Below are 13,785 nucleotides of genomic sequence, written 5' to 3'. Positions count from 1 at the left end.
ACCACGACGCGCCGTCTTGGATCGTTGTGCGTCAGCGCCTGGCGCGCGTGCGACTCATGCCGCGCGCGCGAGCCGGTAACGCCCCGGCGATACGCCGAACTGCCGCGCGAACGCGCGGTTCAGGTGGCTCTGGTCGCAGAAACCGGCGGCCAGCGCGGTCTGCGCCGGGGCATGGCCCGCCTTGAGCAGGCGCCGCGCGAGCGCCACGCGGCGATGCAGGATGTAGCCGTGCGGCGCGACGCCGAACGCACGCAGGAAACCGCGATGGAGCTGGAAGCGGCTCAGCCCCGCCGCCTGCGCCAGCTCGGCGAGCGAGAACGGCTGGGCCGGGTCGGTGTCGATCATCTCGCGCACGCGCGCAAGCGACGCCGGTGAAGACTGCGCGAGCGCGCGTCGGTGGCCGAGCGCCTCGACAAGCCGCGTCATCACCTCGAGCGCGGCGGCGTCGAAGGCCATGTGCGAGAGGTCGCTGTTTTGGTTGGTTACGTGTGTGAAAGCCGCATCGAACAGCGCGCGCAAACGCGGTTCGCTGATCACCGGCGCGTGCAGCGCAAAAGCCGCGTCGTCACCTTGCGTGACGTCGGCTTGCAGCGCGTCGACCCAGCGCGGCTCGAAATACAGCATGCGCCACGCGCGCCCGGCGGTGTCGAGCGGACGGCCGTCGTGCACCTCGCCCGGATTGACGAGGATGAGGTCGCCCGGCACGGCCTCAACCTGGCCCGCATCGCTGAGCGAGACATGGCCACCGCGATCGATCACGCCAATGCCGTACTGGTCGTGTGTGTGACGCCCGAACGCGCGCGCCGTGGCGGCCGTCATCGCGTCGACGTCGCGCACGAGCGTGGCGTGAAAACGCACGGCGTGGTTCGTGGCTGGCATGGGCGGCTCTCCGCTCGTTCGGGCTCCAATGGGAGTATGAGACCCGAGTTTCGTGCCGCGCGCAATGTGCGCGTGACGCGGTTGGGCAACGACGCGGGTCGCTGCGATCCGGCCCTGTCGCGTTATGCTTCGCGAACCGGATGGAAGAAACACACGTCGCCAAACGTCATTACGGATGTCGACAAGTCAAAGGGGAGATGAGATGAAAGACCGGCCGCTGGTATCGCTTGCGCCTCTCGTTCGCGGCTCGCGCCGCGCCTTCTGCGTGGCGCTGTGCGCAGCGAGTCTCGCCGCGTGCACGCCGCTGCGCGTGGTCACGCACAGCGTGAGCCGCACGGAAGCCGACGTGCCGGCGGGACACTACGTGATGGACGCGCATCACTGGAGCATCGTGTTCGACGTCGATCACTTCCACTACACGCGCTTCGTCATGCGCTTCGACCGCGCACAGGCGACGCTCGACTGGCAGGCAGGCGGCCTCGAAGCGGCCACCGTCGACGCGACCATCGACGCCACGAGCCTCGACACCAACGTCGGCGCACTCGACGCCATGGTGAAGGGACCGCAGATGCTCGATGTGCAGCGCTATGCCCAGATCGGCTTCACGAGCACGCACTTCGAACGCACGGGCGAAGGGCGGGGCACGCTCACGGGCAATCTCACGATCCGCGGCGTGACGCAACCGGTCACGCTCGACGTGACCTTGAACGGCTACGCGCCGAATCCGCTCACGAAGCAGCCCACGCTCGGCTTCACCGCATCGGGCCATTTCAAGCGCTCGGCGTTCGGGTTGACGAGCTGGTATCCCGCCGTGGGCGACGAGATCGACGTGCGCATCGAGGCCGAATTCGAGCAGCCGGCGTCGGGCGCAGCGCCGTAAAAGCCTCACTAAATCAATGCGCGTTCAGGGCGTGGTCCAGTCGAGAATCACCTTGCCGCTCTCGCCCGAAAGCATGGCCGCGAAGCCTTTCTCGTAGTCATCCACGTCGAAACGGTGCGTGATGATGGGCGAGAGATCGAGCCCGCTCTGCAGCATCGCGACCATCTTGTACCAGGTCTCGAACATCTCGCGGCCGTAAATGCCCTTGATTTCCAGCCCCTTGAAGATGACCTGGTTCCAGTCGATGGCGGTTTGCGCGGGCGGAATGCCGAGCAGCGCCACCTTGCCGCCGTGGTTCATCGACTCGAGCAGCGCCGTAAACGCGCTCGGCACACCCGACATTTCGAGGCCCACGTCGAAGCCTTCGGTCATGTGCAGTTCGTTCATCACGTCGCGCAGCGACTCGCGCGCAACGTTCACGGCGCGCGTCGCGCCCATCTTGCGCGCAAGCTCGAGCCGGTAGTCGTTGACATCCGTGATGACGACATTGCGCGCCCCCACGTGCTTCGCGATCGCCACGGCCATGATGCCGATCGGCCCCGCGCCCGTAATCAGCACGTCCTCGCCCACGAGGTTGAACGAAAGCGCCGTGTGCGTGGCATTGCCGAACGGATCGAAAATCGCGGCGAGATCGTCGGAGATCTCGGGCGGAATCTTGAACGCGTTGAAGGCCGGAATCACGAGGTATTCGGCGAACGCACCTTCGCGGTTCACGCCCACGCCCGTGGTGTTGCGGCACAGGTGGCGCCGCCCCGCGCGGCAGTTGCGGCAAAAGCCGCAGGTGATATGCCCTTCGCCCGACACGCGGTCGCCAATCTGGAAGCCGCGCACCTCCTGGCCCATCTCGACGATCTCGCCCACGTATTCGTGGCCCACGTGCATCGGCACCGGAATGGTCTTCTGGGCCCAGTCGTCCCATTTCCAGATATGGATGTCCGTGCCGCAGATCGCTGTCTTGCGGATCTTGATCATCACGTCGTTATGGCCGACTTCGGGCTTCTTTACGCGCGTGAGCGTGAGTCCGGGCGCGCGTTCGAGTTTGGCGAGTGCTTTCATTTGATTCGCAATCCTTGTTAAATCACGCCGAGCTGCTTGCCTACGTGCGCAAACGCTTCTACGGCGCGCCCGATCTGCGCGGACGTGTGCGCGGCGCTCATCTGCGTGCGAATGCGCGCGCGGCCCTTGGGCACGACCGGATACGAAAAGCCGATGACGTAGACGCCCTCGTGCAGCAGCGCGTCGGCCATTTTCGAGGCGACCTGGGCGTCGCCGAGCATCACCGGAATGATCGGGTGCTCGCCGGGCACGAGCGTGAAGCCGAGCGCGCTCATTTCGCGGCGGAACTGCGCGCCGTTCTCGCGCACCCGGCGGCGCAGTTGCGCGCCTTCGTCGCTTGCAATCAGTTCGAGCACCGCAAGCGTGGCGGCCGCGATGCTCGGCGTCAGCGTGTTCGAGAAAAGATACGGGCGCGAGCGTTGGCGCAGCAAGTCGACGACTTCCTGCTTCGCCGCGATATAGCCGCCCGACGCGCCACCCAGCGCCTTGCCGAGTGTGCCGGTAATGATGTCCACGCGCTGCAGGACGCCGCAGTGCTCGGGCGTCCCGCGCCCATGCTCGCCGATGAAGCCCACCGCGTGCGAGTCGTCGACCATCACGAGCGCGTCGTAGCGGTCCGCGAGATCGCAGATGCCCTTGAGGTCGGCGATGATGCCGTCCATCGAGAACACGCCGTCGGTGGCGATGAGCTTGTAGCGTGCACCGGCTTCGTCGGCTTCTTTCAGCCTGGCTTCGAGATCCGCAAGATCGTTATTCTTGTAGCGGTAGCGGCGCGCCTTCGAAAGGCGCACGCCATCGATGATGCTCGCGTGATTGAGTTCGTCGCTGATGATGGCGTCTTCCTCGCCGAGCAGCGTTTCGAAGAGACCGCCGTTCGCGTCGAAACAACTGGAATAGAGAATGCAGTCTTCGGTTTGCAAAAACGTGGCGAGCGCGCTTTCGAGCTGCTTGTGCACGGTTTGCGTGCCGCAGATGAAACGCACCGACGCCATGCCGAAGCCATCGCGCTCGAGGCCGTCTTTCGCGGCGGCGATGAGCCGCGCGTCATTGGCTAGGCCGAGGTAGTTGTTCGCGCAGAAGTTGAGCACGTCGCTGCCGTCTGCGAGCCGGATGTCGGCCGACTGCGGCGTGGCGATCACGCGCTCGTTCTTGTAGAAGCCATCGGCGCGGATCTGGTCGAGCGTCGCGCGCAAGTGGTCGAGATACGGGGTACGCATGAATCGTGCTCCTCACAACGCTGCGGCCTGCCGCAGTCTTGCTGCGGTTTGCCTGCGGTTTGCTATAGTCGCCGTCAACCGTTGGCGAAAATTTCCTTTATTTCGAACCCAAGTTCGATATGTCGAACGCACTCTAATCGATGAGGCCGTGAATGGCAAGCACCCGCAAACCGCGCACCGCCCCGGCGGGCACCGTTGCCGACGCACCGGCGTCGGCCGCATCCGCTGCAACCAACGTACCGGCTGCATCCGCCGCACCTGCCACCGCGCCGCCGCGCGTGGGCGAGCAGATCCAGCGGCTGCGCACCGAGCGCAAGATGACGCTCGACGACCTCTCGCGCGCCGCGGGCGTCTCAAAATCCATGCTATCGGAAATTGAGCGCGACAAGGCGAACCCGACCATTGCCGTGGCCTGGCGGCTCACGAACGCGTTGGGCGTCAAACTCGATTCGCTGTTCGCCGCCCCGAAGGCGCCCGAAGCGATCGCCGTGGCCGGGCCGCACGACATCCCGACGCTGCACGGCCACGACGCGGGTTACCAGTTGCGCGTGTGGGGGCCCATCGAACTGGCCGGCCACTTCGAATGGTATGAGTTGACGCTCAAGCCAGGCGGGGCGCTGGTGTCGGCCGCGCACGAACCGGGCACGCGCGAGCATCTCACGGTGCTGCAGGGAAGCATCGAGGTCGAGGCGGCCAGCGCGACGCAGCGCCTGAGGGCCGCGGACACGGCGCGTTATATCGCCGATCAGCCGCACGCGATCCGCAACGCCGGCAAGGGCGAGGCGCGCGCGCTGCTGGTGGTGATCCACGGCTGACGGTCCGCCTCACCGCTCGCCCTGACCGAACGGACGAGGCTGCGCAATCGGACTGACTACTGTATATTTATACAGTGAAAGTCCGACTGGAGCCGTCGATGTCCCTCCCCACCGAACCGCCGCGCGAGCCCGCTTTGGCGGCCTTGCGCTTTCAGGCCGCTGCGCGCGACCTCGAGCACATCGTCCGCAACATCGCGCACCGCTATATCGCGCGGCAGGTGCCGCTCACCTGGCGCCTGTTGCATGCCATCGAGGCCGAAGCCCTGGCGGATCTCGGCTTCGCCAGCCGCCACGACGCCCTCATGCTTGGCCTCTTTCAGCGGCCGGGCGACCTCGCCTGGCCGGAAACCGACGAGACCGTCGACTTCGGACACTCCAATGCGCTGCCGGCTGTCTTCGCGTTCGCGGTCTCGGCCTACGAACGCGCCGCCCAAGGCGCAGAAGAATCGCGCCGGCAGGCAAGACGCACCGACGCTGTACGGCGGGCAAGGGCTTGGGGTGGCTGATCGCAGGCCGGCGCGGCATCGCGCGGAACAATAGCGGCAGCCAGGATCCCGCTATCGCTATAATGGCCTTGTTACGCAACTAACGGAATGATAGAGATGGCGTCCTCCACTTCCTCACGCGACCTCTTCGACCAGCAACGCCAGGACTGGCAACGCGACCCCGTCGCCGCGTTCGACGCGTGGCTCGCCTCGCAGGACTTGCGCCGTTCCTCCGCCGAGGTCTATCGCGTGCAATGGGGACGCTTTCTCGAATGGCTCGCGCTCAGGCGCAAGACGATCATGACCGTGGATACCGGCACGATCGCCGAATTCGTCGCAAGCCTCGACGTGAAGAAGCCGCAACGGCTTCGCTACCTGCGGCTCATCGAGCGCGTGCTCGATCACGTGCGCGAAATCGAACTCGCCTCGACGAATCCGGCGCGCTTCATCGCCCAGGACGGCGAGGCCGCATGGCGCAATGCGCGCGAAAACGAGCCGACCGGCTTCCTTGCGCCCGCCGAGCGCGCCGCGATCATCGGCCAGTTGTTCTCGCCGCTCGTCGAACCATCGGCTGCGAAACGATGGCGCGAACGCCGCGACCGGGCGCTCGTCGCCATCTTTCTGGGCGGCGGATTGAAAACGGGAGACGCCATCGCGCTCACGCTCGATTGCGTGGCGATCGGCTCGGAGTGGGTCACGATCGAAGCCGCCAACCCGGCGTTTACGCGCGTCACGCGACTGACGCCATTTGCCGTCGACGTGCTCGGCGCCTGGCTCGAAGCGCGCCGCCTGGCCGGACTGCCAGGCCAGCTGGTGTTTCCGGGCTCGCCCTCGGGGCGCCCCATGCACAAGGCCACGGTGCTGCGCGCCATCGACGCATTGATGGAAGCAGCCGGCGTGGCGGAAACGCGCGCCGAGCGCGCGAGTCCGCAGACCTTGCGCAACACGTTCGCGGCGGACCTGTTCGAGCGCGGCGTGGATACCGATCAGGTAGGGCAGTGGCTCGGTTTCCTGCAACCGATCTCCGCGGGGCGGCTCCATCGCGCATGGAAAACGTGGGCGGAACGCGAGGCGTCCCCGCACGTATCTACGCAAGGTGACGAGGCGTGAAACGCCACGTCGGCCGGCGATTGGGCGTTTAAGAGGCGCGTGCGCGCCTCCCGTAAAAGCTCACGTCAAGCCTGTTCGTGCGAATGCTTGCCCGCCATGAAGCGCGCGTACGCCGCAAGCTTCGACGCCCCCGTTCCCGAGGTGTGCTCGCACTCCGGGCACGTGAATTCGAAACCATCGTCCACTTCGGACAATTCCGGTTCCCCTTCGTGGCAGTTAGGACAACGCGCCGGCAACGCGACGTAACCGTCGACCACGGTGCCGAGGCTCGCCAGTTCGGTTGCGCCCAGCCGGCCCGCGGCGGCGAGTGAACAAAGCAATGACGCGACCGAGGTGTCGAGTCCTTGCTGTGCGCGCAATGCCGTGACCTGCCGGGTGAGCCCTTCCACTTCGTCGGACCGTTCGCGCAGCACGGCGTCGAGCCGGTCGGCGCGGGCCTTCGCCGTCGCCAGCTGCTGGATGAAATCGAATTCCTTCTTGCTGGCATCGCGCTGGGCCGCCTGCCAGGTCGACGACATCGAGCGCAACGAATCCAGTTCGACCAGCATCGGCTTGACGCGCCGTTCGGCCTCGGCGAGCGCGTCCTTGATCTGTTGTGCGTAGTGCTCTGTGCTCTTGCGCATTTCCTCGTGCAAGCCGTCGATGCGATCGCGCAACCCCGCGTTGGTGGTCTGCTCCGCCTCGACTCGTTTGCGCAGGGCGTCGTTTTCCGTCTCCAGACGCTGTACCAGCACTTCGCGGTTGCCATGCGCCGCAACGCCCTGCGCGGACGCCGCGGCAAGCCGGCTTTCGAGCTCGCGCACCCGCTCATAGGCGGCTTCCACGCGCGCTTCGCTGCGTTTCAGCATCTCCTCGGAGGCTGAACGACGGGCCTCGGCGTCCCGGGTCGCCTGCTCGGCATGGAGGCGGCCGGCTTCGAATTCCGTGCGTTCAGCCTGCAGGGCTTCGCCCGCGAGCGCGAGCGCCTCCTCGAAAAGCGCGCCCAGCAGTTCGCCGGCGCGCTCTTCCAGCGCGGGCGGAATCGCCCCGGCGCCCACACGCACTTTGGAGGTCGCGCGAATGCGTTGCCAGAAAAGCTCGATGTCCTTGGGGATGTCGCTGGCGCTCCCGGTTTGGGTCAGCTCACGGACGGCAGCCATCGAGGGCTTGATCTCGAAATCGAAGAACAAGCGTTTGCAGGCGTGTAAGGACAGTTCTTGCCTGCGTGCTCCGTTTTTGCGCAAATCCTCGATTTCTTCGCGGATTGCCTGGCGGTCCTGGTCTCGCATATTCGTCTTCTCGGCAGGGGAGTGGACGAATAATAACAAATTACGTTCTATTTGCTACGTTTTTACGGATCGAGATTGCCAGTAGTCGCGAAATGGCCATCAAGAGGCCTTTTATCGCATCGCGGGAGGAGATCAGCGTGGATCTTCCGTGAAACAAATCGAACTTTGTTTCATAAGCCCTTGTAAACGCGCGAATTTCTCTGCTAATTCTACTGCGATCCGTTGTTTCACGCGAGCCGCCACTTGGACGTGGCGTGGCGTTTAGTTTGGGATGTGGATATCCTGGGTAGCTCGCGGGGGATTCTTGCTTGAGAGATATAAAAGTAAACACCCTTGATACCGGTTAAAAACGTTAACGCCACGGCAAATCCTTACCTGGCGGGGCTTTCCGGCCGAGCAGGTGAAGCTTTACGGGACCCTGGGTGAGCGCCTGCAGGACAGATGGGTGGCGGGCTTCGGGAACGCTGGTGAGTCGCTGCAGGAAAGGACGTGAGCGGGTTCGGGAGCGAGGGGATTCTTGACTTCCCGGCAAGGGTGAGGCGATACGGGAGGCCACGGCCGGGCAGATCACGCTCGGCCGGGCCCGGCTTCGATGTTACGGAAAATGCAACGGTGAGGGGATTCGGGAGCGACGATTGGCGCCATTTTTCAGCTAAATCGAGGGGCTGAAGCGCGTGGGGTGAGAAGAATCGGGAAAAAATGCGCATCGAAGGTGAAGTTTTTCGGGAGCCAACGCCCGAAATCGGGCGAAACGGGCGCTTTCGGGGCCCAGAGGTGAGCTTTTTCGGGAGCTTGCACGCGAGCCGTGCGGATCTGCCGACTGCTCGCAGGACGTTCCCGAGGACATTTCGCGACACAAGGTGAGAATTTTCGGGAGATTGCCGCAGTGCCGCGAAACCCGCAGCGCCCGCCCGCGCCTGGATGGCTAAGGTGTGGCTTTTCGGGAGCGTTTTCTGGCATATTTCCTGCCCAAGGTGAGCAAATTCGGGAGAAAGTTGGCGTTCACTACGCTGCAGGCAGCGAGATTACGGGCTCCCGGATGATATTTCTCCCGGTTGGAATCCGGCATGGGTGAGATTATTCGGGAGGGTTTTTCTCGGCAAACTCGCAACTGGCCGAATCTCGCGTCTCGATCTGAGGTGAGGGAATGCAGGACCCGATTTCGCCTGCCCCCGCCTGCGACGCATGTGGATAAGTCACGGAATCCATTGGTTTTTTCTTTTCGGCGCCACGAATGGTGAGGACTTCCGGGAGGTGTCGTGACGGTGCAGTAAAGCCGTACCGGGACGCCAAAGGTGAGGGTTTTCAGGAGCGATTGCGGCGTGGCAGCCGCAGCGACGGCCTTCGGGAGCGGATCGATGCGTCTGGCTCGCGCGACGACTGGTGAGAATTTCCGGGATGCGTGGGGCACATATCGGCGCCCCGTCGATGATTTGGTGCTTCGATCGCCGGGTCGGGCAGCCTTGGCCGCCACTATTGGGACCTTCCGATCGCTTTGTCCGGGCGGCGCGCCATGTTTTGCTGCAGTGCGATCGCATCATTGCGGATTGTTTAGCCGGCAACCGGCGGGTCGCCAGGATTTGGCGACCGCCCAGGGACTTTTTTCACCGGTGCGTGAAAATATTTAAGGTGAGCGAGTACGGGAGCCGATGGCAACCCTTGGCACACAGGCACAAATACGGGATACGCCCGCATCGTGCATGACGCAAAGCGCCCCGCTGGATGGGCGTCTGGCCAAAGGTGAGGCGATACGGGAAGGTGCCGCGGTGAGTGGCGTGCGCGAGATGCGCATCACCGGCAATGGTGAGGGAGGCCCTATAGACGCCTATCACCACAGACGGTATCCTTTCGCGAAATTCTCTCCTCGACCCGACGCATGGCCACGAAGCGCGTGAAAAAGACCGATGTGGTAAGCCCCAGCTCGGCTGAATTGCGCAAGGCCGTCGAGGCGATCGCGATCCAGCCGAAGAGCGGCAAGATCACCCTGCTGACCCGCAAGCTGTTCAACGTCCTGCTGGCCGTCGCTCAGCAGGCCGACGAGTCTGGCGATACCTACCGTGCGCTGCTGTCCGACATCGTCGCCAACTCGGCGTTCGATTCGAACGATACGGCGCTCGTGAAGGAGCACCTGCGCCGCATGGTGTCGGTGCAGGTCGAATGGAGCCAAGGCACGTCGAGCCAGAAGCCCGGCCGCAAATGGGGTATCTCCACGCTGATTGCGGACGCGGAAATTCTCGAGGATCCGCAGACCCGTCGCGTCTGGGTGGAGTTCTCGTTCGCGCCGAAGATCAAGAAGAAGCTGCTGGATCCGGTCCAGTACGCGCGCCTGAGCCTGCAATTCCAGAGTCAGTTGCGCAGCAGCGCAGGGCTGGCGCTCTACGAGATTTGCGTGCGCTATCTGACCAACCCTAGCCATCTGACGATGCGCGAGACCTGGGAATGGTGGCGCCCGATCCTTTCCGGTACCCCGGACACGGAAGCGGGCGACGAAGCCAAACGCGAATACAAGTATTTCAAGCGCGATTATCTGCGGCCCGCGATTGCCGAAGTCAACGCGGTGACGAACATCTTCGTCGAGTTGATCGAGCATCGCGAAGGGCGCCGGGTCGCCGAAATCCAGTTTCGCGTGACCGAGCGCAAACAGCCGATGCTTGCGCTCGACGAGCATCCGAATGTGTTCGACAGCACGCTCGTCGACCGCATGGTCAAGATCGGGATTCCGCTCAAGGAAGCGCAGTCGCTCTACGCCGACAGCGAGGAAAACCGCATTCGCGCCGCGTTGCAGCTGACCGAACAGCGCATGCGCAGTACGAGCCTGCCGCCGGTGCGCAGCGCTGCGGCGCTGTTCAAGGACGCGTTGAAGAAGGGCTATGCGCCGCCGGTCGAGACCGCGGCAGGCGCCACACCGGCCGTTGGCCGCAGCGCGGCGGCAGCGGTCACAGCCGACGATCCGAAGGCGCGGCTGCTCGATGAATACGCGGCTTATCGGCGCAAGGAAGCGCGCTCGCTCTACGAGGAGCAGGGCGACATGGAGCGCGAACTGGCGCGTCAGTCGTTTGAGACGGATGAACTGCCGGGACTGGGCTCGCATTTGCGCGACGACTGGCGTCGTCGCGGGCTCGAATCGAAACTGGGCGATACGGCGTTTTTCGACTGGCTGGCGCGCAAGACCTGGGGCGAGCCGACCGACGGCGATCTGCTCGCGTTCACGTTGAGCCAGACGCGCGCTGCCTGAGCGTCAGGGGTGGCCGGCCCGTGCAATGCGGGGCGGTGGTGGCGAGGCCGTTTGGCCGATCGTGAGGCGTGAAACGATTTTGCTTCCATCGTCGACGGTCCGCCCAATGTATGGCAGCCGTCGACACATTTTCCAACCTTATTTCGTCTTCAGGATCTGCTCGATCTGCTGAAGAATTGCGTCGCGCCGATCTTTGGTGAGTCCCTTCAGGCGCAACTCGAGCCGGTCGTCGCCATATGACTTCAGGTCGCCGACGGCGACACCATCCAGTTTGATCTCCAGCCGTTGCGCGTAGCGTTGCCGCCCAGCCGGTTTCGGGCTTTCCTGCGCGCTCGCCCGGCCTTTCACGATATCCGCCACCTGACGCGTGCTGAGGTCGTCGGCCACGATGCGGTTGATGAGACGCAGCGTGGCGTCGGTGCCGCGCGCGCCGTGATAGCGCCCGACCTGATAGGCCATGTTCGAGCCAAAGCGGTCCGGGCGCGCCACCATTTCCTGCATGACCGGTTCCGGCAACTTGCCGATCGCTAGCGCAACCGCCACCGTCGATTCGTCGAGGCCGAGGTGATCGGCAAGTTCGCGTTGACTCTGGAAATGCTTTTCGTCGATGAATCGCTTCCACACCACCGCGTTATCGAAAACGGTTTGCGAGTCGCGCTGGACGTTCAGGTCGTAGCCGAGTTTGTAGCTCTGAATGCCGATCGGCAGATCGACGACGATTGCCTTGACGACTTCCTTGTTCGCTTCTTTCAGTGCCCGCACGCGGCGGCCGCCGTCGCTCACGTAGTAGCTGCCCGGCGCCGCGTAGTCGGGAATCACATGGATCGCCTGCTGCTGTCCTTGCTTCGCGAGATTGACAGCGAGTTCGGCGATCGAGGCCTTCAGATAAAAATGACGCGGATTGAAGGGGCTTGGCTTGATGTCCTTGAGTGGCAACTCGATGATCTGCCCCGGACGGTAGCCTTGGGCGATGCGCCAGGCGCGGTATTCGACCGACTCGTGTTCGAGGCCGGGGGCGTCGTCGAGAATCGGTTCGACGGCAGAATCAAGGCCGGTCACAAGCGCAGGCTGGCTCGAGCGCCCAGCAACATCGCGCGTTTTTGGCTTGTCCTGGACGAGTCCGTCGATGGCGTTGAGGCGGTCGAGCGCAGTGCGCTTCTCGCTGCTCGTCGTATCAGGGCGAGCCTGAAAGCCTTTGGCGAATTGGGAGGGTTTCATTCAGGGTCCTTTATGCGCATAAAGTCAGGGGAGCATCGCCGCGATCTCGTCGGCGCATGCGCGCACTTCCACTGCGGCGAGGCGAGCGCCGCGGTCGTTCATTTGCAGAACCGTCTGGCCCAAGGCCATCGCCTGCTTGTACGCTTCACGTGTGGGAATCTGCGTTCTGAGCAGAGGGAAACCAAGCTCTTCGAGGGCGCGCTTCAACTCGCGGGTGAGCATGCGCTTCTCTTCGGTCTTGTTCAGCAGGAATACCGCGCGCAGATCTTCGTTCATGACCTGGGCCTGCTGGATCAGCTTCACGAGACCGACACTCGACCAGTAGTCAGCCGGAGAGGACGAAGTCGGAATGACGGCGACGGTCGCGGCCAGCAATACCACGCCGGAGACCTTTTCCGTGATCGACGGCGGGCAGTCCACGACGATCACGTCATAGTCGTTGACGAACTTCTTGATCTCCCGGTGGATCTGGCCACCGGCTTCGGAGAGATTGACGACCGGGAACGGGATGCCGGTGTCACCGTCGGCTGACGCACTGGCCCAATGGACCAGCGTGTTTTGACCGTCGGCATCCACGACGAGAACCCGCTTCCCCTTCTCGTGAAAGGCCGCGCCGAGATGCATCGCGATCGTGCTCTTGCCGACCCCGCCCTTTTGTTGCGTGACTGCGATTATCTCTGCTGCCAATTGGTATTCTCCTTTTTGCTATTAGCTTGGGATTTTACCTGGAATGTTTTTCAGTTCAATGATTTTTGGCGTAATTCGTGGCTGAATTAGCCATTCGGACAAGGTTTATGCGCATAAAGCTCGGGCGGGGTTTGGGGATACCACATAGCGGTCGCGTGCGGGATGGGATTCCCGTCTCGGCGACGCCTTCGATGTGTGGTGTCGATCGGTGGCGTAACGGGCACACTGGAAGATGTCCATGCGCGCACCTCACCGCTTTATGCGCATAAAGTCGGCCTCACTCCATCGCAACGCCGTCTCGCACAAGCGCGACCGGAAGACATCACCGCGAATCCCGCACGCGATCCCATGGCAACAAGCTGTGCCAAGAGAGTCACGCCTCGTCGGTTGAAGCTCCCTACGCGCGCCACCGCGCCCCCGGTAAAATCGCAGTGATGCCCCGGTCTCACCGAGGCTCAGCCATTACTCCCATCTCGCACTTCCGACGTCATGATCACGATCTACCACAACCCCCGCTGCTCCAAGTCCCGCGCGGCTTGCGAGCTGGTCTCCACCGCGAAGGCGAACGAGCCAATCGAGGTGTTTGAATACCTGAAGCAGCCGCTCACCGTCGACCAACTGAAGACGCTGCACGCGATGCTGGGCGGCCCGTTGCTCGACATGATTCGCACCAGCGAAACCGAGTACACGGAGCTCGGCCTCGATGTACCCGGCGTCACAGATGATCAGCTCTACGAAGCAATTGTGCGGCATCCGGTTCTACTGCAGCGACCCATCGTCGTACGCGATGGCCGCGCCGTGATCGGACGCCCGACCGAAAACGTCGCGGCGCTGTTCAGTTGACATCGCCGGGATGAAGGCATCGGGTTGCTCACGCGCCAAAAGCGAGCGAATCGCGAGCACGAGCGCCCGCGTGCATGGACGAGGCGCAATCC

Annotated in this window: 12 protein-coding genes; 6 read left to right on the top strand and 6 right to left on the bottom strand. The window is 63.7% G+C overall.

Translation table 11 applies throughout. The annotated features are described in order from the left end of the window. Positions 1–54: 54 nt before the first annotated feature. Positions 55–879: an AraC family transcriptional regulator gene (locus M3A49_RS05480; RefSeq protein WP_266227758.1), complete on the bottom strand. Its 825-nt coding sequence runs from the start codon at positions 877–879 to the stop codon at positions 55–57. Between the two features lie 202 nt (positions 880–1,081). Between M3A49_RS05480 and M3A49_RS05475 the strand changes: the two genes are divergently transcribed. Beyond that, entirely contained in the window at positions 1,082–1,759 is a 678-nt protein-coding gene (locus tag M3A49_RS05475; RefSeq protein ID WP_266227757.1) for a YceI family protein, read from the top strand. A gap of 24 nt (positions 1,760–1,783) precedes the next feature. Here the strand turns inward: M3A49_RS05475 and tdh are convergent, their stop codons facing one another. Next, positions 1,784–2,815, bottom strand: a complete 1,032-nt coding sequence (gene tdh / locus M3A49_RS05470) for an L-threonine 3-dehydrogenase (RefSeq protein WP_266227756.1) — start codon at positions 2,813–2,815, stop codon at positions 1,784–1,786. A 17-nt stretch (positions 2,816–2,832) separates the two neighbouring features. Further along, on the bottom strand, positions 2,833–4,032 hold the full coding sequence (locus tag M3A49_RS05465; RefSeq protein ID WP_266227755.1) for a glycine C-acetyltransferase: 1,200 nt from the start codon (positions 4,030–4,032) through the stop codon (positions 2,833–2,835). Positions 4,033–4,184: 152 nt separating this feature from the next. Between M3A49_RS05465 and M3A49_RS05460 the strand changes: the two genes are divergently transcribed. The 3 genes from M3A49_RS05460 to M3A49_RS05450 all read left to right on the top strand — a co-directional run bounded on the left by M3A49_RS05460 (position 4,185) and on the right by M3A49_RS05450 (position 6,442). Next, the gene (locus M3A49_RS05460) at positions 4,185–4,847 is read left to right on the top strand and encodes a helix-turn-helix domain-containing protein (protein WP_266227754.1); all 663 of its coding nucleotides are present in this window, start codon (positions 4,185–4,187) and stop codon (positions 4,845–4,847) included. Positions 4,848–4,945: 98 nt separating this feature from the next. Continuing rightward, entirely contained in the window at positions 4,946–5,353 is a 408-nt protein-coding gene (locus tag M3A49_RS05455) for a DUF2471 family protein (protein WP_266227751.1), read from the top strand. A gap of 96 nt (positions 5,354–5,449) precedes the next feature. Continuing rightward, positions 5,450–6,442 carry a tyrosine-type recombinase/integrase gene (locus M3A49_RS05450; protein ID WP_266227750.1) on the top strand — a complete coding sequence of 331 codons (993 nt, stop codon included), beginning with the start codon at positions 5,450–5,452 and terminating at the stop codon, positions 6,440–6,442. Positions 6,443–6,507: 65 nt separating this feature from the next. Here the strand turns inward: M3A49_RS05450 and M3A49_RS05445 are convergent, their stop codons facing one another. Continuing rightward, positions 6,508–7,710 (bottom strand): DNA-binding protein, encoded by a 1,203-nt coding sequence (locus M3A49_RS05445; RefSeq protein ID WP_266227749.1) that lies wholly within the window; start codon positions 7,708–7,710, stop codon positions 6,508–6,510. 1,876 nt (positions 7,711–9,586) lie between these two features. On the opposite strand from M3A49_RS05445, the gene M3A49_RS05440 reads away from it, so the two are divergent. After that, a complete protein-coding gene (locus M3A49_RS05440) occupies positions 9,587–10,945 on the top strand; it encodes a replication initiation protein (RefSeq protein ID WP_254353553.1) in 1,359 nt (452 codons plus the stop codon). A 138-nt stretch (positions 10,946–11,083) separates the two neighbouring features. Here M3A49_RS05440 and M3A49_RS05435 read toward each other — a convergent pair whose 3' ends face one another. Together M3A49_RS05435 and parA are read right to left on the bottom strand one after the other, a co-directional pair. After that, complete coding sequence (locus M3A49_RS05435) at positions 11,084–12,163, bottom strand: ParB/RepB/Spo0J family partition protein (protein ID WP_254353554.1); 1,080 nt, start codon at positions 12,161–12,163, stop codon at positions 11,084–11,086. Positions 12,164–12,187: 24 nt separating this feature from the next. Next, on the bottom strand, positions 12,188–12,850 hold the full coding sequence (parA, locus tag M3A49_RS05430) for a ParA family partition ATPase (protein ID WP_042271984.1): 663 nt from the start codon (positions 12,848–12,850) through the stop codon (positions 12,188–12,190). 489 nt (positions 12,851–13,339) lie between these two features. Between parA and arsC the strand changes: the two genes are divergently transcribed. Continuing rightward, positions 13,340–13,693 carry an arsenate reductase (glutaredoxin) gene (gene arsC, locus M3A49_RS05425; RefSeq protein ID WP_266227748.1) on the top strand — a complete coding sequence of 118 codons (354 nt, stop codon included), beginning with the start codon at positions 13,340–13,342 and terminating at the stop codon, positions 13,691–13,693. Positions 13,694–13,785: the final 92 nt, after the last annotated feature.

Origin of the sequence: Paraburkholderia sp. CNPSo 3076 (assembly GCF_026343935.1) — a bacterium.
In the GTDB taxonomy this organism is placed as follows: Bacteria; Pseudomonadota; Gammaproteobacteria; order Burkholderiales; family Burkholderiaceae; genus Paraburkholderia; species Paraburkholderia nodosa.
The sequence above is the reverse complement of the archived record's forward strand: the minus strand, read 5'-3'. Positions and strand labels throughout refer to the sequence as shown.

What these genes read in the sequence shown, in the direction of transcription:
- M3A49_RS05480 (WP_266227758.1), bottom strand. Translation starts at nt 879, where the DNA reads ATGCCAGCCACGAACCACGCCGTGCGTTTTCACGCCACGCTCGTGCGC.
- M3A49_RS05475 (WP_266227757.1), top strand. Translation starts at nt 1,082, where the DNA reads ATGAAAGACCGGCCGCTGGTATCGCTTGCGCCTCTCGTTCGCGGCTCG.
- tdh (WP_266227756.1), bottom strand. Translation starts at nt 2,815, where the DNA reads ATGAAAGCACTCGCCAAACTCGAACGCGCGCCCGGACTCACGCTCACG.
- M3A49_RS05465 (WP_266227755.1), bottom strand. Translation starts at nt 4,032, where the DNA reads ATGCGTACCCCGTATCTCGACCACTTGCGCGCGACGCTCGACCAGATC.
- M3A49_RS05460 (WP_266227754.1), top strand. Translation starts at nt 4,185, where the DNA reads ATGGCAAGCACCCGCAAACCGCGCACCGCCCCGGCGGGCACCGTTGCC.
- M3A49_RS05455 (WP_266227751.1), top strand. Translation starts at nt 4,946, where the DNA reads ATGTCCCTCCCCACCGAACCGCCGCGCGAGCCCGCTTTGGCGGCCTTG.
- M3A49_RS05450 (WP_266227750.1), top strand. Translation starts at nt 5,450, where the DNA reads ATGGCGTCCTCCACTTCCTCACGCGACCTCTTCGACCAGCAACGCCAG.
- M3A49_RS05445 (WP_266227749.1), bottom strand. Translation starts at nt 7,710, where the DNA reads ATGCGAGACCAGGACCGCCAGGCAATCCGCGAAGAAATCGAGGATTTG.
- M3A49_RS05440 (WP_254353553.1), top strand. Translation starts at nt 9,587, where the DNA reads ATGGCCACGAAGCGCGTGAAAAAGACCGATGTGGTAAGCCCCAGCTCG.
- M3A49_RS05435 (WP_254353554.1), bottom strand. Translation starts at nt 12,163, where the DNA reads ATGAAACCCTCCCAATTCGCCAAAGGCTTTCAGGCTCGCCCTGATACG.
- arsC (WP_266227748.1), top strand. Translation starts at nt 13,340, where the DNA reads ATGATCACGATCTACCACAACCCCCGCTGCTCCAAGTCCCGCGCGGCT.